Source organism: Rahnella victoriana (assembly GCF_021276285.1).
Taxonomy (GTDB): Bacteria; Pseudomonadota; Gammaproteobacteria; order Enterobacterales; family Enterobacteriaceae; genus Rahnella; species Rahnella victoriana.
Genome location: NZ_CP089919.1, coordinates 3,052,904 through 3,071,405 on the forward strand (window position 1 = coordinate 3,052,904; position 18,502 = coordinate 3,071,405).

Annotated in this window: 10 protein-coding genes; 5 read left to right on the forward strand and 5 right to left on the reverse strand. The window is 52.5% G+C overall.

All coding sequences use genetic code 11. From position 1 onward, the window contains the following. Positions 1 to 72 precede the first annotated feature (72 nt). Together J9880_RS14235 and J9880_RS14240 are read left to right on the forward strand one after the other, a co-directional pair. A complete protein-coding gene (locus tag J9880_RS14235; protein ID WP_095922823.1) occupies positions 73 to 618 on the forward strand; it encodes a YfaZ family outer membrane protein in 546 nt (181 codons plus the stop codon). A 126-nt stretch (positions 619 to 744) separates the two neighbouring features. Then, positions 745 to 1,950 carry a nicotinamide mononucleotide deamidase-related protein YfaY gene (locus J9880_RS14240; RefSeq protein WP_131692960.1) on the forward strand — a complete coding sequence of 402 codons (1,206 nt, stop codon included), beginning with the start codon at positions 745 to 747 and terminating at the stop codon, positions 1,948 to 1,950. Between the two features lie 139 nt (positions 1,951 to 2,089). On the opposite strand, the gene yfaE is transcribed toward J9880_RS14240, so the two are convergent. The 3 genes from yfaE to nrdA all read right to left on the reverse strand — a co-directional run bounded on the left by yfaE (position 2,090) and on the right by nrdA (position 5,843). After that, positions 2,090 to 2,350, reverse strand: a complete 261-nt coding sequence (gene yfaE / locus J9880_RS14245) for a class I ribonucleotide reductase maintenance protein YfaE (protein ID WP_095922821.1) — start codon at positions 2,348 to 2,350, stop codon at positions 2,090 to 2,092. Then, positions 2,351 to 3,481 (reverse strand): class Ia ribonucleoside-diphosphate reductase subunit beta, encoded by a 1,131-nt coding sequence (gene nrdB, locus J9880_RS14250; protein ID WP_095922820.1) that lies wholly within the window; start codon positions 3,479 to 3,481, stop codon positions 2,351 to 2,353. A 79-nt stretch (positions 3,482 to 3,560) separates the two neighbouring features. Next, positions 3,561 to 5,843 (reverse strand): class 1a ribonucleoside-diphosphate reductase subunit alpha, encoded by a 2,283-nt coding sequence (nrdA, locus tag J9880_RS14255; protein ID WP_095922819.1) that lies wholly within the window; start codon positions 5,841 to 5,843, stop codon positions 3,561 to 3,563. Positions 5,844 to 6,561: 718 nt separating this feature from the next. Here nrdA and yfaL point away from each other — a divergent pair. Beyond that, positions 6,562 to 10,347: an AIDA-I family autotransporter adhesin YfaL/EhaC gene (gene yfaL / locus J9880_RS14260; RefSeq protein ID WP_408637237.1), complete on the forward strand. Its 3,786-nt coding sequence runs from the start codon at positions 6,562 to 6,564 to the stop codon at positions 10,345 to 10,347. A 69-nt stretch (positions 10,348 to 10,416) separates the two neighbouring features. Here the strand turns inward: yfaL and ubiG are convergent, their stop codons facing one another. Continuing rightward, entirely contained in the window at positions 10,417 to 11,139 is a 723-nt protein-coding gene (gene ubiG, locus J9880_RS14265) for a bifunctional 2-polyprenyl-6-hydroxyphenol methylase/3-demethylubiquinol 3-O-methyltransferase UbiG (protein ID WP_232769505.1), read from the reverse strand. 259 nt (positions 11,140 to 11,398) lie between these two features. On the opposite strand from ubiG, the gene gyrA reads away from it, so the two are divergent. Together gyrA and rcsC are read left to right on the forward strand one after the other, a co-directional pair. Further along, positions 11,399 to 14,050, forward strand: a complete 2,652-nt coding sequence (gyrA, locus tag J9880_RS14270; protein ID WP_095922817.1) for a DNA topoisomerase (ATP-hydrolyzing) subunit A — start codon at positions 11,399 to 11,401, stop codon at positions 14,048 to 14,050. Positions 14,051 to 14,177: 127 nt separating this feature from the next. Then, on the forward strand, positions 14,178 to 17,039 hold the full coding sequence (gene rcsC / locus J9880_RS14275; protein ID WP_232769506.1) for a two-component system sensor histidine kinase RcsC: 2,862 nt from the start codon (positions 14,178 to 14,180) through the stop codon (positions 17,037 to 17,039). A gap of 812 nt (positions 17,040 to 17,851) precedes the next feature. Here the strand turns inward: rcsC and rcsB are convergent. Then, complete coding sequence (gene rcsB / locus J9880_RS14280) at positions 17,852 to 18,502, reverse strand: response regulator transcription factor RcsB (RefSeq protein WP_013574620.1); 651 nt, start codon at positions 18,500 to 18,502, stop codon at positions 17,852 to 17,854.

Genomic DNA, 18,502 nt, shown 5'->3' on the forward strand with positions numbered 1-18,502 from the left:
TACGACAGAGTGAATTGCTTTAGACTTCGTGCGGAAGATTTAATGTCGTTTAGCTATTATTTGGGAAAAATAATGAAAAAGATCCTTGTCGCTGGCGCTGCCGCCAGCCTGATGTTCGCTGCTGCCTCTGCGAACGCGATCAGTGTTAACGGTGAAGTTGGTGAACATTACACTCATCTGGGCGTGGGCTTCGGTACCACTTCTCCGGGGCTGGCATTGAGCGGTGATTACACCCATAACGATGACGACGGTGATGTGGCAGGTTTAGGATTAGGCTACAACATTCCGCTGGGTCCGTTTATGGCGACCGTGGGCGGTAAAGGCCTGTACACCAATCCGAAAGACGGCGACGAAGGTTATGCGGTTGCTGTTGGCGGTGGTCTGCAACTGCCTATCGCCAAAATGTTCACCCTGTACGGTGACTACTACTATTCCCCGGATTCCCTGTCCAGCGGCATTGCTAACTATGAAGAAGCCAACGCCGGTATTCGTCTGACGGCGATCCCACTGGTTACCGTGAGCGTGGGTTACCGCTACATGGCGATGGATGGCAAAGACGGCAACCGCGACAACGTGGTGGCCGACGGCGCATACCTCGGTGGCGCGATTAATTTCTGATTTTGTCTGAAGCAAAATCCGGAGGCTCGCATTCGTGCGGGCCTTTTTGTTTTCTGCCATAGGGAGATTGTGTTTCTGCTTCAGGCTTTCTACAGTGGAATGACAAAAAAACAGAAGGAGAACGGGATGCTTAGGGTTGAGATGCTGAGTACGGGTGATGAAGTGCTGCACGGCCAGATTGTGGATACCAATTCGGCATGGCTGGCGAATTATCTATTTGAGCAAGGTTTACCGATGACCAGCCGCGAAACCGTGGGCGACAGTCTGGACGCGCTGGTGGCTGTGCTTAAAGAACGCAGCCATATCGCCGATGTGCTGATCGTCAACGGTGGTTTAGGGCCAACGACGGATGATCTCAGCGCGCTGGCGGCGGCAAAAGCCTGCGGCGTCGAACTAGTGGAAGACGCGGGCTGGATTGCCACCATGCAGGCGTTCTTCAATGAGCGTGGCCGTCCGATGGCCGATTCCAACCGCAAGCAGGCGCAGATCCCGGCCAATGCCGAACTGCTGGATAATCCGGTCGGCACCGCCTGCGGCTTCAGCGTGAAACTTAACCGCTGTCAGATCTTCTTCACGCCGGGCGTACCTTCTGAATTCAAAGTGATGGTGGAGCAGCAAATCGTTCCGCGTCTGCATAAACAGTTTCCGGCGCTGGAAGCCCCGTTATGTCTGCGCCTGACCACCTTCGGACGCGGCGAAAGTGATCTCGCCACCGAGCTGGATAAACTCGAACTGCCGGAAGGCGTGGTGATGGGTTACCGCTCTTCCTCACCGATTATCGAACTGAAAGTCACCGGCCCGCGTTCTCAGGAAGCGGCGATGCACAAAGCCTTCGAACGCGTGCGGGAAGTGGCGGGGGAGAGCACTATTTTTGAAGGGCTGGGCAGCCTGCCGGATCGTCTGGCTGAACGCCTGCTGGCGCAGGATTTGCGTCTGGCGGTCAGTGAAAGTTTCACCGGCGGCCTGCTGAACTGGCGTCTGCAAAGCGCCGGGGTTCCGCTGGTCAACGGCGAGTTATTGCCACAGGGCGACGAAGCCTCACCAGAGAAATCCCTCGAATGCCTGCTGGCACGCGCGCAAAATCTGGCAGAAACTACCGGCGCACAACTGGCGCTGGCCGTCGGGGCGCTGTCTGGTGAGGAATTGAGTCTGGCACTGCACACGCCATCCGGCACCAGCGGATTAACCATTCGTTACACTGCGACGCGTCACGGTCTGGCATTACGTCAGGAGACGATAGCAATGGTGGCGATGGATCTTCTCAGGCGTTACCTGAACGGGTGGGAACCGGTGGCGGATTATCCGTGGTTGGATCGCGTTGCTAAGGTTTAGCTTTAGCTCCCTCCCCTGCGAAGGGGAGGGCTGGGGTGGGGTATTAAAGCAAAATCAAAGAGTTGAGATTGGCTTTGATGAGATGTCAGCCCTTAAAACCCCCTCCCGTCCTCCCCCTTCGCAGGGGGAGGCGTAAAGACTAAAACGCAATCTCAATATCCCCGACCGGCATGCAACAACACGGCAAGATCTCGCCGTCGGAGATAAAAGCCAGCGGTTTTTCACTGTAAGTGACTTCACCGTTGATGAGCTTCATCCGGCAGGATCCGCAATAACCTTCACGGCACTGGTATTCCACTTCAACCTGATGATGTTCAAACACTTCCAGCAAATTCCGGTGTCCGGCTTTGCAGGCCAGTTGCTGGCCGTTTGCTGAAAGTGTGATGGTTCTGTCGGTCATTTACAGCTCGAAATCACTCAGGTCATCGGCGTGAACTTCAGAATCAATCTGACCCACCAGATAGGAGCTGACTTCCACTTCCTGCGGGGCAACCTGCACGTTATCAGACACCAGCCAGGCGTTGATCCACGGGATCGGGTTTGAGCGGGTTTTGAACGGCGCGTCCAGACCTACCGCCTGCATACGGATATTGGTGATGTATTCCACGTACTGACACAGAATGTCTTTGTTCAGGCCGATCATCGAACCGTCTTTGAACAGGTATTCTGCCCAGTCTTTTTCCTGCTGCGCGGCAAGCACGAACAGGTCATGACATTCCTGCTGACATTCCTGCGCGATTTCTGCCATTTCCGGGTCGTCCTGACCTGAACGCAACAGGTTCAGCGCATGCTGAGTCCCGGTCAGATGCAGGGCTTCGTCACGGGCAATCATCTTGATGATTTTCGCGTTGCCTTCCATCAGTTCACGTTCGGCGAACGCAAAGGAACAGGCGAAGCTGACGTAAAAACGGACGGCTTCCAGCGCGTTGACGCTCATCAGACAGATGTAGAGTTTTTTCTTCAGCTCACGCAGGTTCACCACGACAGTTTTGCCGTTGACCTGATGAGTGCCTTCGCCCAGCAGATGATAGTAGCTGGTCATCTCAATCAGCGTGTCGTAATAACCGGAGATGTCTTTCGCGCGCTTGAGGATTTCTTCGTTAGTCACGATATCGTCAAACACAATCGCCGGATCGTTCACGATGTTACGGATAATGTGCGTGTAAGAACGTGAGTGAATGGTTTCTGAAAACGCCCAGGTTTCGACCCAGGTTTCCAGCTCAGGAATGGAGATCAGCGGCAACAGCGCCACGTTCGGGCTGCGGCCTTGAATGGAATCCAGCAGGGTCTGGTATTTCAGGTTGCTCAGGAAGATGTGTTTTTCATGTTCCGGCAGCGCCTGAAAATCGATACGGTCGCGGGAAACATCAATCTCTTCCGGACGCCAGAAGAAGGACAGTTGCTTTTCGATCAGTTTTTCAAAGATTTCATGCTTCTGCTGGTCGAAACGGGCAACGTTAACCGACTGGCCAAAGAACATTGGCTCAAGAAGCTGATCGTTTTTATTCTGGGAAAAAGTACTGTAAGCCATGACGTTAACTTCCTCGGAATGCTCGGCAAAAACCCCCTGACGGGGGTTTTGAATAATAGTTTTTAGTTAAAACAGACGGTTAGATTTTGCAGGCGCCGCTTTCGCAGTCGTCAGCCACTTCGGCTTTCATGTCTTCCTGCACATCATCAGCCCCGTCGCGGGTGTTCTGATAATACAGAGTTTTCACGCCAAATTTGTAGGCCGTCAGCAAGTCTTTCAACAACTGTTTCATCGGCACTTTGCTGTTCGGGAAGCGCGACGGGTCATAGTTGGTGTTGGACGAAATCGCCTGGTCGATGAATTTCTGCATCACGCCAACCAGTTGCAGGTAACCGTCGTTGTTCGGCATATCCCACAGGAGTTCGTACTGATCTTTCAGACGCTCATATTCCGGCACCACCTGACGCAGGATCCCGTCTTTCGACGCTTTGATGCTGATGTGGCCGCGTGGTGGCTCGATACCGTTGGTGGCGTTGGAGATCTGCGAAGAGGTCTCGGAAGGCATCAGCGCGGACAGCGTGGAGTTACGCAGGCCGTGGGTTTTGATGTTTTCACGCAGCGTATTCCAGTCCAGATGCAGCGGCTCATCGCAAATCGCATCCAGATCTTTCTTGTAAGTGTCCACCGGCATGATGCCTTGTGAATAGGTGGTTTCGTTGAACCACTGACACGCGCCTTGTTCTTTCGCCAGCTCGTTGGAGGCTTTCAGCAGGTAATACTGAATGGCTTCAAAGGTTTTGTGCGTCAGGTTATTGGCGCTGCCGTCGGAATAACGCACGCCGTTTTTCGCCAGATAGTACGCGTAGTTAATCACGCCGATACCCAGCGTACGACGGCCCATCGCACCGCGTTTCGCGGCTTTGATCGGGTAATCCTGATAATCGAGCAGGGCGTCGAGGGCGCGAACCGCCAGCACTGCCAGCTCTTCCAGATCGTCGAGGCTCTCGATGGCACCGAGGTTGAAAGCAGACAGCGTACACAGCGCGATTTCGCCGTTTTCGTCATTTACGTCATCCAGCGGTTTGGTTGGCAGCGCGATTTCCAGACACAGGTTGGACTGGCGGACGGGCGCAATAGCCGGATCAAACGGGCTGTGGGTGTTGCAGTGGTCAACGTGCTGAATGTAGATACGGCCGGTGGAGGCACGTTCCTGCATCATCAGCGAGAACAGCTCAACCGCTTTCACTTTCTGCTTACGGATGCTGGCGTCCTGCTCGTATTTCTCGTACAGACGCTCGAACTCGTCCTGATCGGCAAAGAATGCATCGTACAGGCCAGGCACGTCAGACGGGCTGAACAGGGTAATGTCGCCGCCTTTCACCAGACGCTGATACATCAGTTTGTTGATCTGCACGCCGTAGTCCATATGACGGACGCGGTTGCCTTCCACACCACGGTTGTTTTTCAGCACCAGCAGGCTTTCAACTTCCAGATGCCACATCGGGTAGAACAATGTCGCCGCACCACCACGAACGCCGCCCTGAGAGCAGGATTTCACGGCTGTCTGGAAATGCTTGTAGAACGGGATACAACCGGTGTGGAACGCTTCGCCGCCACGGATCGGGCTGCCCAGTGCACGGATGCGACCGGCGTTGATGCCGATACCGGCACGCTGGGAAACGTATTTCACGATGGCGCTGGAGGTCGCGTTAATGGAATCCAGGCTGTCGCCACATTCGATCAGTACGCAGGAGCTGAACTGACGGGTTGGGGTGCGCACGCCGGACATGATTGGCGTAGGCAGGGAAATCTTGAAGGTCGAAATCGCGTCGTAGAAACGTTTGATGTAGTCCAGACGGGTCTCACGCGGGTAGCCGGAGAACAGGCAGGCCGCGACCAGAATGTAGAGGAACTGCGCGCTTTCGTAGATATCGCCGGTGACACGGTTCTGCGCCAGATATTTGCCTTCCAGCTGCTTAACGGCAGCGTAGGAGAAGTTCATGTCACGCCAGTGGTCAATAAAACTGTCCATCTGCTCGAACTCTTCAGCCGTGTAGTCTTCCAGCAGATGTTTGTCGTATTTACCCATTTCAACCATGCGGGTGACCTGGTCGATCAGTTTTGGCGGTTCAAACTGGCCGTAGGCTTTTTTACGCAGGTGGAAGATCGCCAGACGCGCCGCCAGATATTGATAGTCCGGGGCATCTTTAGAGATCAGATCAGCCGCTGCTTTAATGATGGTTTCGTGAATGTCAGCGGTTTTGATCCCGTCATAGAACTGGATGTGTGAACGGAGTTCTACTTGAGAAACTGATACGTTTTGAAGACCTTCCGCTGCCCAGTCAATGACACGGTGGATTTTATCAAGGTTGATGCGTTCTGTGCGGCCATCACGTTTAGTAACAAGCAGACTTTGGTTCATTGGGTGCGATACCTTAAAGGTTTATAAAGGGTCTGACCTGGCCGCGTAAAACACGGGCGACAGCACAAGAGGTCCCTAGTGTGCTGGTCAGGATATAAACACAATATATTGTGGGTTTGTTATTTTCTGATGACAAGATAGTGACTGAATGACCCTTTTGCAAGTGAACAAAACGGGCAGATTTGTGGATAAGTTGGGGAGAAATTTTCAGCTTCCGCCTGAGGAGTCCGTCATTGCTGGCGCGACAAACCTGTCAATATCTGAGATACGATTTTCTTATATTTTTATGAAAGGTGATCGACTGCCGGTTTATTAAACGTTAGAAAAAAACGCTATATTGATCTGGATAACTATTCTAAAAAATCATGTTAAGCCGCCCCCGCTCACCAACGCGCTAAAAACTAAGGTTTTAACGCCCGGCCGCCCGTCCCCTAACGCAAATTCGCCCAAACCGGCTAAAAAAAGCGCTTGCATCCGCTGGCGATTTGGCGTTATCAGTCAGCAGGAAGCCGCTCACCGTCAGCCTTGCGCGCATCATTTTTCTCTTTTTTTATCACACTTTCTTAAACAGGCAGTCCTGAGAAAACCAGTGATTTTATAAATACATATCATGAATATATTGAGTCATTTATATATTCTAAACTTATCATTAAGTCGTCTCTCTCACTCGCCTGTATTACCTTCGCCCGTCTTTAACCAGTGCGGGAATAAAATGTCGATGGTATTCAATAAAATTACAGTGTGTTTATTTTTAGCCTTTAATTTACTGCCATTGGCAGACGTTGCGTTTGCAGAAACCCTCCCGGCCTGTTCAGGCACGCACATCAATGAAAGTTGCAGTGTGACCAGCACCACCACACTGGATGACAAAGTTCTAAATACCTACCTCATCGCCGACGGCGCTGACATGCAGTTTTCAGGGTTGAAGGCGACCAATGGCTCGGGGGGCGCGCTCAGGCTGAGTAACGGTACCTCGCTGGAGATTATTCCTGAGAGCACCACCGGTTACAGCGTATTTACCGGAAACAGCAGTTCGGGAAACGGCGGTGCGATTTTTGCGAAAGAAAACTCAACAGTATATTTAGAAAATACCCTGTTCATTGATAACGTTGCGCATGATTACGGCGGCGCAATATATATGAATGGCACTAATGATGAAGGCGATGTTGATCTTGCCATCACTAATGCCGTGTTTTCAGGGAACATTTCCAGCGAGGGGAAAGGCGGTGCGATTTATTCTCTTAATAATAAAGTTCAGCTGACGAATGTGTTATTTGAGAATAATCAGGCGAAAACCAGTAAAAGCGCCAGTTCGGGTAATGGCAGTGGCGGCGCGATCGACGCGACGGACAATACGTCCGACTCCCACGGCAGTATGTTTGTCACCAACAGCGAATTTACCGGTAATCAGGCGGAGGGAGAAGGCGGAGCCATCTACACCAGCAGCGCGTCTACGCCATTCCTGGTCGACATAAAAATTGATGAAAATTATGAAGATAACGACGGTGTGGCGTACTACCACGACAACGTCGCCTACAACTATGGCAATGACCCCGACGCCGCAGGCGGTGGTTTCATGTACCTCGGTCACAGTGAAGCCGATTTTGATATTGCCGCAGATAAAACCCTGATCATCGGCAATACTGCCAACGACGGTGCGTACGATTCGATTGCTGGTTACGGCGCTATTTTCAAACGCGGTGCTGGTGAGCTGGTACTTAATGCTGATAACAGCAGTTTTACCGGCGTATTCGACATTTTAGAGGGCACGGTCACGCTTGGACGTGATGACACGCTGATCAATGTCGGCGACACCAACTGTCAGGAGGCGGCAGATACCTGTCACGGGATTGTGTTAGGTAACGATAAGTATGCGAATGACACGGCAATACTGAACGTGGGCAGCACGCAGCAGACTTTTAAAAATGCCTTCATGGGGCATGAGAACAGCACATTGAATATTGATGCTGGCGGTAATGTCATTGTTAATAGTGGCTACATGGCGGGGACAACCACCGGGGCTGGCGACCTGACCGTGGCAGAAAACGGCAGTTTCACCCTGACCGGCGCGCAGTCTATGGGGCTGGAGGGCGACATCATCGTCGAACAGAATGCCGTTCTCAGTCTGGAAGGTAATGCTGACGATTTAGCGATGTTGCAGGCAGACCCACAATCTATTTTGTTGAACGGCGGTGTGCTGGATTTATCCGATATGACGACGTTTAACGGCGAAACGAATCAGGTAAATGATGGCCTGGCGATCGCAGGCTCCGGCGGTACGGTGATCGGTAATGATGATCTGGTCACGCTCGGGGCAGGCAGCGGCTATCACGTTGAGGGCGGCGTGTATGCGGTAATTGATGCCGGAAACGGACGTGTCACGCTGGCGGATAACAATACCTATCTGGGCACCACGCAAATTGCTTCCGGCACCTTGCAGATCACCGCTAACTCTCAGTTGGGCGATGAGGCGTATAACCGTCAGGTGATTTTTACCGACCCTGCACAAGCCAGTACGCTTGAAGTTTCCGCACCAGCGGATGGCAGCGGGCAGGTCGATACCACATCAGCACAGACCGGTAAGGCGCGGGACATTGAAATGCGGGCATCTGGGTCGATGCTGGTGGACGACGGCGTGACCACGCAATGGGGCGGCTTAACGGCTGACAGCACCGGCTCGCAGGCCGACGTTAACAGCACGTTCACCAAAACCGGTAACGGTACGCTGATACTCAATGATTCAGGCAGCTGCCATTCCGCTGTCCGTGTCGAGCAGGGCACCTTACAGGGCGGGGCGGAAAATATCCTCGCCAGCGCGTCTTCCCTGTATGTCGGCGACCAGGCCACTTTTGAAACCGGGCTGGATCAGCAGGTGCAAAGCCTCGATGTGACCTCCGGCGGGACGGTGGTGATTTCCGGGGGTACGCAGCTGATGCTGACCCATCAGGACACTTCTGCGGCGCTGGATGCCAGCCTGTTTGCGGATACGGACGGCACGCTGGTCAACGCCACGTCCGGCATGAGTCTGCAAGGCTCACTGAACACCAATATGTCCCTTGATGCCTTAACCTATCTGGCCGGTGTCACGGTGAATGGCAATCTGGATAACAGCGCGGGAACCGCCAGTCTGCAAAACGGCGCCGCGGGCGATACGCTGACGGTTAACGGTGATTACACCGGCGGTGGTACTGTGGTGCTGGAAACGGAAATGAATGGCGATACGTCGGCTACCGACCAACTGATCCTCAACGGCAATACTTCCGGTGATACCGCGCTGGCGATTGTGCCGGTCGGCGGTATCGGGCAGGCCACGCAAACCGGCATTAAAGTCGTCGATTTTGTTGCCGACCCGCAAAGCTTCCAGAATGCGGCAGATTTCCATCTGGCCAGTGGTCAGCAATATATCAATATGGGTGCGTACGACTATTCGCTGGTGCAGGATAATCAGGATTGGTATCTGCGTTCGCAGGTGGTAAAACCCGATCCGCAGCCTGAACCCCAACCTCAGCCCGATCCTGATGTCCAGCCACAGCCAGAACCGCAGCCACAACCTGAGCCAGCCTCTGGCGGGGATGATTTCACCCCGGTGCTGAACCCTAAAATGGGCGGCTATATGAGTAACCTGCGCATCGCCAATAACGTCTTCAGTATGACGGCGCAGGATCATGCCGGTGCTGATCACGACCACCTGAAATTGCGCGTGGATACCGCGCGCGACAGCGCCACCTTTGGCAATCAGATTGACAGCCACAACGACACGTCGGTGGCGCAACTCAGCGCCAATTTCCTGCAACACTCTGCGGGCAATGGCGAGTTACTGGCGGGTGTGGTGGCGGGCTACAGTCATAACAGCGGCGACAGCACCAGCGTGCTGACCGGACGTAAATCCGACAATGACAGTCAGGGTTACGCCGTGGGGCTGACCGGTGCCTGGTATCAGGATGCGCAGGCGCATCAGGGAGCCTATCTCGACAGCTGGCTGCAATATGCCTGGTTTGATAACAGCGTCAGCGAAGACGGCACGGGCGACGATAATTATCACTCCTCCGGTCTTCTGGCCTCACTGGAAGGGGGTTACCGTTTCACCCTGATGCAGGGAGATCAGTGGAACTGGACCCTGCAACCGCAGGCGCAGGTGATTTATCAGGGCGTGAAACAGAAGGATTTCACCTCGGCCAGTCAGTCAAAAGTGGCACAGGCGGGTGATGACAATATCCAGACGCGAGTGGGTTTACGCAGCGAATGGGATATTCATCCGGGCAAAACGCTGCATATCAAACCTTTCGTCGACGCCAGCTACCGCCATAACAGTGCGCAGACCTCCCTGAATGTCGACGGTGTGAGTTTTAGCGATAACACGGCAAAAGACAGCGCGGAACTGAGTGCCGGTATCAGCGGCAACCTTGGCGCGAATACCACCGTCTGGGGCAAAATCGGACAGCAAAAAGGGTCGGATGATTTTTCGCAAACCGAAGGCTCAGTCGGGTTGACTGTCCGCTGGTAAAACGGCCGGAAAGAAAGCATAAAAAAAGGGTGACAGACGGATCTGTCACCCTTTTTTGCTGGCCGTGTTTTACAGGGCCTGCGTGTGGATCATGTAGTTCACATCTACATTTGGCCCGAGCTTAAAGTGATCCGTCAGCGGGTTGTAATGCAGCCCCATAATATGACGTTCAAACAGCGAGGTGCGGTCGATCATACCCAGCAATTCAGAAGGCTTGATGAATTTTTTGATGTCGTGCGTACCTTTCGGCACCATCTTCAGCACGTATTCTGCGCCGAAAATCGCCATCAGCCAGGCTTTGTTATTGCGGTTGATGGTGGAGAAAAACACGTGACCTCCCGGTTTCACCAGACGCGCACAGGCGGCAACCACAGAAGCCGGATCCGGCACGTGCTCGAGCATTTCCATGCAGGTCACCACATCATATTGCTGCGGATGTGCGTCGGCATGAGATTCTACCGTTTCCTGTACGTAATCCACTTTCACGCCACTTTCCAGCGCATGTAAACGTGCCACCTGTAATGGCTCACCGCCCATGTCTAGACCGGTAACATTCGCACCTGCTACCGCCATGCTCTCACTCAAAATGCCGCCACCGCACCCGACATCCAGCACGTTCTTGCCGAACAGGCCATCGGCGCGTTCGAGAATGTAGTTCAGACGCAGCGGATTGATACGGTGCAGCGGTTTGAATTCGCCTTCCAGATCCCACCAGCGCGAGGCGACGGCCTCAAACTTGGCGATTTCTTCGTGGTCGATGTTTTGTGTTGCTGAGGACGGTGTGGTTGCCATGAGCGTGATGAACTCCTTATAACTTGATTAGCGGATTATACATATTCCATCTGCTTTGGCGCAGTTTTGTGGTTCTGGTTAATGTTTATACGAAATGCAGCCGTTTGCGCAAAGGTTTGAAACGCGTTGGATAATAGTACGCAAAAGGGGGCGGTTGTTTTCCACGTTTGGCTGGTTTGTGGTATAGTTTTACACCTTTGCGCTATATATGCCTACGTGGGCAGCGGCCATGAATAATCAGTAGAGGGATAGCAGCTCCATGAGCGACCTTGCCAGAGAAATCACACCGATTAACATCGAAGAAGAGCTGAAAAACTCTTATTTGGATTATGCGATGTCCGTTATTGTCGGACGTGCGTTACCAGATGTGCGCGATGGTTTGAAACCGGTGCACCGCCGCGTACTTTTCGCAATGAATGTCCTCGGTAACGACTGGAATAAAGCCTACAAAAAATCGGCCCGTGTGGTCGGTGACGTTATCGGTAAATATCACCCGCACGGTGATACCGCGGTGTATGACACCATTGTTCGTATGGCTCAGCCTTTCTCACTTCGCTATATGCTGGTGGACGGCCAGGGTAACTTCGGTTCGGTGGATGGCGACTCCGCCGCCGCCATGCGTTACACCGAAATCCGCATGTCAAAAATTGCTCACGAACTGCTGGCAGACTTAGAAAAAGAAACTGTCGATTTCGTGCCTAACTATGACGGCACCGAACAAATTCCTTCTGTGATGCCAACCCGAATTCCTAACCTGCTGGTCAACGGCTCGTCAGGTATCGCGGTCGGTATGGCGACCAACATTCCGCCGCATAACCTCACCGAGGTGATCAACGGCTGTCTGGCGTACATTGAAGATGAAAACATCAGCATTGAAGGGCTGATGGAACACATCCCGGGGCCGGACTTCCCGACGGCGGCGATCATCAACGGTCGTCGCGGCATCGAAGAAGCTTACCGTACCGGTCGTGGCAAGATTTACATCCGCGCCCGCGCGGAAGTGGAAGCCGATGCGAAAACCGGTCGCGAAACCATCATTGTTCACGAGATCCCGTATCAGGTGAACAAAGCCCGTCTGATCGAAAAGATCGCCGAGCTGGTGAAAGAAAAACGTGTTGAAGGGATCAGTGCCCTGCGCGATGAGTCTGATAAAGACGGCATGCGTATTGTCATTGAGATCAAACGCGATGCGGTCGGCGAAGTGGTGCTGAACAACCTGTATTCCCTGACCCAGTTGCAGACCTCTTTCGGTATCAACATGGTGGCACTGCATCAGGGTCAGCCGAAAATTCTCGGCCTGAAAGAAATCCTGTCTGCCTTCGTCCGCCACCGCCGTGAAGTGGTGACACGCCGTACCATTTTCGAACTGCGTAAAGCCCGCGACCGTGCTCATATCCTCGAAGCACTGGCCATCGCGCTGGCAAACATCGACCCGATCATTGAACTGATCCGTGCTGCACCGACGCCGGCTGAAGCGAAAGCGGGCCTGGTGGCGCGTTCATGGGATCTGGGCAACGTTGCCGCGATGCTGGCAAGTGCCGGTGACGATGCAGCCCGTCCTGAATGGCTGGAGCCGCAGTTTGGTATTCACGATGAAAAATACTTCCTGACTGAACAACAGGCGCAGGCCATTCTGGATCTGCGTCTGCAGAAACTGACCGGCCTTGAGCATGAAAAACTGCTGGATGAATACAAAGAGCTGCTGGTACAAATCGCCGAGCTGCTGTTCATCCTGTCCAACCCTGAACGTCTGATGGAAGTCATTCGTGAAGAACTGGAAGCGATCCGCGATCAGTATAACGATCCGCGTCGTACCGAAATTACGGCCAATACGTCTGACATCAACATCGAAGACCTGATCAATCAGGAAGACGTTGTGGTGACCTTGTCGCATCAGGGCTACGTGAAATACCAGCCTCTGACCGATTACGAAGCGCAGCGTCGCGGCGGTAAAGGTAAGTCAGCAGCACGCATCAAAGAAGAAGACTTTATCGATCGTCTGCTGGTGGCCAACACCCACGACACCATTCTGATGTTCTCAAGTCGCGGACGTCTGTACTGGATGAAAGTCTATCAGTTGCCGGAAGCCAGCCGCGGTGCCCGTGGCCGTCCTATCGTCAACCTGTTGCCGCTTGAGCCGAACGAACGTATTACCGCCATTCTGCCAGTACGCGAGTACGAAGAAGGCCGTCATGTGTTCATGGCGACCGCCAGCGGTACCGTGAAGAAAACCGCCCTGACTGATTTCAGCCGTCCACGCAGCGCTGGCATCATCGCCATCAACCTTAACGAGGGTGATGAGCTGATTGGTGTTGACCTGACTGACGGTAAAGACGAAGTCATGCTGTTCTCTGCTGCCGGTAAAGTGGTGCGCTTCTCTGAAGAAGCGGTCCGCTCGATGGGCCGTACGGCGACCGGTGTACGCGGTATCCGTCTGGGCGAAGGCGACAGCGTTGTGTCGTTGATCATCCCACGCGGCGACGGGTGTATTCTGACTGTGACGCAGAACGGTTTCGGTAAACGTACTGAATCGACCGAATACCCAACCAAATCCCGTGCAACGCAGGGCGTTATCTCGATCAAAGTGAGCGAGCGTAACGGACCGGTTATTGGCGCGATCCAGGTGGATGAAGCCGATCAGATCATGATGATCACCGATGCCGGCACCCTGGTGCGTACCCGCGTTTCCGAAGTGAGTACTGTTGGCCGTAACACCCAGGGTGTGACGCTGATCCGTACCGCAGACGACGAAAACGTGGTGGGTCTGCAACGTGTTGCAGAACCGGTAGAAGACGAAGAACTGGATGGCGTAGCCACCGAAGCGGGCGAACTGGAAGCAGCACAAGCGGCTGACCTGCCAGACGACGCAGAAAGTGAAGACGATCAGCCAGCAGATGACGAAGAAGAATAAGTCTTCTTAGTCAGATAACAAAAGGGCATAACATTTGTTATGCCCTTTTTTATAGAAACCGCAACAATAGTGTATTCTGAATTCAAATTTATCCCGCTCTCAGAGCCGTAACATCAATGGTTAACCCTTGAAATATCTTGCTTCGTTTCGCACCACGCTGAGGATCTCCCGTTATCTTTTCCGGGTGCTGGCGCTTATGTTGTGGACACTGGGTGTGCTGCTGACCACCTTTTATGTGCTGAGTATTTTCCATAACAAAGAATCCGAGATCCGCGATGAGGACAACCTCAATTACGATCTGGCGCAGAGTTACGTCAAAAACTCGAATGACGTCATGCACAGCATTAAGTTTATGGCAGAGAAACGGCTCAGCGACTCGATGAACGGGCTGGATATCATCAATGGCATGATCAGCACCAAAAATACCACGCCGACGTATCTCTCCCTGTTCCCTGAATCTGATTGTTCCCAGATCAACGACAGCTACCGTAATTCGCTGTCTTCACTGGGTAACATGATCCACTACTGGAAAGACAATTTTTCCGATGCCTATGATCTCAACCGCGTGTTTTATATCAGCGGTGAGAATTTGTGTCTGGTCGATTTCGGTATCAGCAGTGAACCGCTTGAGCGTGAGAGTCAGGATCAACTGAAATCGCTGCACGAAAAAATCCTGCAATACCGCAACGGCAAGAGTCAGGATAAAGAAAACAGCCTGTACTGGGTGTCGCAGTCCGACAATAAAGACTCCGGTTATTTGTACGTGCTGACGCCGATTTATGTCGGCAACAAGCTGGAAGCGCTGATGGGCATTCAGCAAAACCTGCGTATGGAAGACCTGATCAACCCGAACGCCCAGCACACCTCCGTCACGTTGCTGGACGCTGATGATCAGCCCTTGCTGCGGATTTCTGAAAATGAACACACCAATCCCGCGCCGGGAGTGTATCCGCAGGAAAGCGCGTATTTCGGATACGTGAATGGCTACAAAGATCTTATTTATAAAAAGCCGCTGACGCCATCGTCCCTCAGCGTGGTGTATTCCATGCCGTTTAATACGGTGATTGAGCGGTTTAAAATCCTGATATTTAACGCCGTCTTACTGAATATTTTCTCCGGCCTGCTGCTGTTTATTCTGGCCTGGGTATTTGAGCGCAAAATGTTTTTACCGGCGGAGGAGAACGCTTTCCGGCTGGAAGAGCACGAGCAGTTCAATCATAAAATCGTGGCCTCAGCCCCGGTCGGGATCTCCATTTTGCGTATCAGCGATGGCGTAAATATCCTGAGTAACGAGCTGGCGCACAACTATATCAGCATGCTGACGCAGGAAGACCGGCAGCGCATTACGCGGATCATCTGCGATCAGCAGACGAATTTCGTCGATGTTATCACCAAGAACAATAACAACATCCAGCTGAGCTTCGTGCATTCGCGTTACAGAAACGAAGACGTGGCGATTTGCGTACTGATCGACGTCAGCGCGCGGGTGAAAATGGAAGAATCCCTGCAGGAAATGGCGAACGCCGCCGAGCAGGCCAGCCAGTCGAAATCTATGTTCCTGGCGACGGTCAGCCACGAATTACGTACGCCGCTGTACGGTATCATCGGTAACCTGGATTTACTGCAAACTCAGGGACTGCCGCAGGGGGTTGACCGTCTGGTGACGGCGATGAACAACTCCTCGGCGCTGTTACTGAAAATCATCAGCGACATTCTCGACTTCTCCAAAATCGAATCCGAGCAGCTGAAAATCGAGCCGCAGGACTTCTCCTGTCGCGAAGTGATCACCCACATTGCCGGTAACTATCTGCCGCTGGTGGTGAAAAAACGCCTCGGGCTGTACTGCTTTATCGAGCATAACGTGCCGTTATCGTTCAATGGCGATCCGGTGCGTTTACAGCAGGTCATTTCGAACATTCTCAATAACGCGATCAAATTCACCGATACCGGCTGTATCGTGCTGAACGTCAGAACCTGCGGCAACTACCTCGAATTCCAGGTACGCGACACCGGCGTCGGCATTCCCGAGCGGGAAATCACCCGCCTGTTTGATCCGTTCTTCCAGGTCGGAACCGGCGTGCAACGTCATTTCCAGGGCACCGGGCTGGGTCTGGCGATCTGTGAAAAGCTGATTAACCTGATGGATGGCGATATCGAGGTGGAATCCGAGCCGGGGCTGGGCAGTTCCTTCACGGTGCGCATCCCGCTGTATAACGCCATCTTCCCGTCAGGGGAACCGCTGGATAACTGGCAGGACAAAACGGTCTGGCTGGATGTGCGCAATGCTTATCTGGAAAGCTATCTGATGCAACTGATGCGCTATTACGGCGCGAACGTTCAGCGTTGCGAGCCGGGTCTGCAAAGTCAGCGGGAAGACGTGCTGATCACCGATACGCCGTTGATCCACAAGGGTGAGCTGGCCGCGCAGATTGAATTCTCCATCGACCATATCGGGCCACCGGTGGAAACCCGGCCGGGCTATTGGGTTCACAGCACCTCGACACCGCTGGAGATCACGGCGCTGCTCAACCGGATTTACCATCTTGAGGCAACGGCGGAAGAGGGCGGTTTACCGGCACCTGAAGCCGCAGTGACGCAGGACTTCAGCGACATCACCCTGCTGGTGGTCGACGACCATCCGATCAACCGCCGACTGCTGGCAGATCAGCTGGGCACAATGGGCTATATCGTCGTCACCGCCAATGACGGGATGGATGCGCTGGATGCCATGCGCGCTCATGAAATTGATATCGTGCTCAGCGACGTCAACATGCCGCGACTCGACGGCTATGGCCTGACGCAAAAACTGCGTGAGCTGGGCCATACGCTGCCGGTGATTGGGGTAACGGCCAACGCGCTGGCGGAACAGCGTCAGCGTTGTCTGGAAGCGGGTATGGATAACTGCCTGTCGAAGCCGGTCACGCTCGATACCCTGCGCAGTACCCTCAGCTACTACAGCGCGCTGGTGCGCAAAAAACGACAGTCCTGACGGACGACGTCGGAAAATACAAAAGGCACCGTGAGGTGCCTTTTGTATTGATCCTGCCTGAGATGGCCAGGTTTATTAAAACTGCTTATAGCCCGCTCTTTTACAAATACTCAAAATAATCCTATCGCAGTCTGTATTTAACCGGAATGCAATATAAGCATAAAAAACAAAATATAAAATGAAACGGACGCAGGTACGGGTATATTTCAATATCAATGAACCCGAGAAATGCATCGCTAAAAACTGCTGCCCGAAAATAGGGGAGTGCAAAAACCATGCAAGCTAAAAATCCTAAAAAATAAAACATCCTTCGTTTTCCTTTACATATAGCAAGTTGCATCAAGTAAAGTGAAAAAATAGCGAACAGTGAAATAGCAAAGTATGACAATACAATCCACCATGAAAAAGAAGATATGATTATCTGGCTTGATTCAGTTATGTTTTCCGTCATGGTTTTTCTTGTATTAATGAGGGTGTTTTTATAGTGGAATTAAACTGCGAATGACAACTCATTTTAACTGTTTACTAAGCTGTTCTATTAATTTACCTTTGCATAGGTTTTCTCAAGATCTATTTGATATATTTATGAGTTGAAGTCCACTCCCTATATAGTGCCTGCCATCATGGAATAATACACGGTGAGATTTCTAAAACTTTAAAATTCAGTAAATTCTGCTGATTTTGCAAATATTATAACCGGACTCACTGCTCATGCAGTTCAAAACATCACACTCCGGTATGTGGGTTCAGATGTGAAAAAGGCACCTTCCGGTGCCTTTTGTACGTCTGGACCTACATATCGCCCTGAAACGTTAGTCTTTATCCACCGGCTGGGAGCTGACGGAAGACAGGTAGTTCAGCAGGGCGATATCGTTTTCCACGCCCAGTTTCAGCATGGCCGATTTCTTCTGGCTGCTGATGGTCTTGATGCTGCGGTTCAGTTTTTTGGCAATCTCAGTCACCAGGAAGCCTTCTGCGAACAGGCGCAGCACTTCGCTTTCCTTCGGAGACAGGCGTTTGTCGCCGTAACCGTTGGCGCTGATTTTCTCCAGCAATTTTGCCACGCTGTCAGGCGTGAATTTTTTCCCTTTCTGCAAAGCGGCCAGCGCTTTCGGCAGATCGGTGGGTGCGCCTTGTTTAAGCACAATCCCTTCGATATCCAGATCGAGAACAGAACTGAGGATCGCCGGGTTATTGTTCATGGTCAGAACAATAATGGAGAGCTGCGGGTAATGGCGTTTGATGTATTTGATCAACGTGATGCCATCGCCGAATTTGTCGCCCGGCATGGACAGGTCTGTGATCAACACATGGGCATCAAGTTTGCTTAAGCTGTTAACCAGTGCCGTTGAGTCTTCGAACTCGCCTACAACATTCACCCATTCAATTTGTTCAAGGGACTTACGAATACCAAACAGGACGATAGGATGGTCATCAGCAATAATTACGTTCATATTATTCAT

What these genes read in the sequence shown, in the direction of transcription:
- nrdA (WP_095922819.1), bottom strand. Translation starts at nt 5,843, where the DNA reads ATGAACCAAAGTCTGCTTGTTACTAAACGTGATGGCCGCACAGAACGC.
- J9880_RS14240 (WP_131692960.1), top strand. Translation starts at nt 745, where the DNA reads ATGCTTAGGGTTGAGATGCTGAGTACGGGTGATGAAGTGCTGCACGGC.
- yfaL (WP_408637237.1), top strand. Translation starts at nt 6,562, where the DNA reads ATGGTATTCAATAAAATTACAGTGTGTTTATTTTTAGCCTTTAATTTA.
- rcsB (WP_013574620.1), bottom strand. Translation starts at nt 18,502, where the DNA reads ATGAATAATATGAACGTAATTATTGCTGATGACCATCCTATCGTCCTG.
- nrdB (WP_095922820.1), bottom strand. Translation starts at nt 3,481, where the DNA reads ATGGCTTACAGTACTTTTTCCCAGAATAAAAACGATCAGCTTCTTGAG.
- J9880_RS14235 (WP_095922823.1), top strand. Translation starts at nt 73, where the DNA reads ATGAAAAAGATCCTTGTCGCTGGCGCTGCCGCCAGCCTGATGTTCGCT.
- ubiG (WP_232769505.1), bottom strand. Translation starts at nt 11,139, where the DNA reads ATGGCAACCACACCGTCCTCAGCAACACAAAACATCGACCACGAAGAA.
- gyrA (WP_095922817.1), top strand. Translation starts at nt 11,399, where the DNA reads ATGAGCGACCTTGCCAGAGAAATCACACCGATTAACATCGAAGAAGAG.
- yfaE (WP_095922821.1), bottom strand. Translation starts at nt 2,350, where the DNA reads ATGACCGACAGAACCATCACACTTTCAGCAAACGGCCAGCAACTGGCC.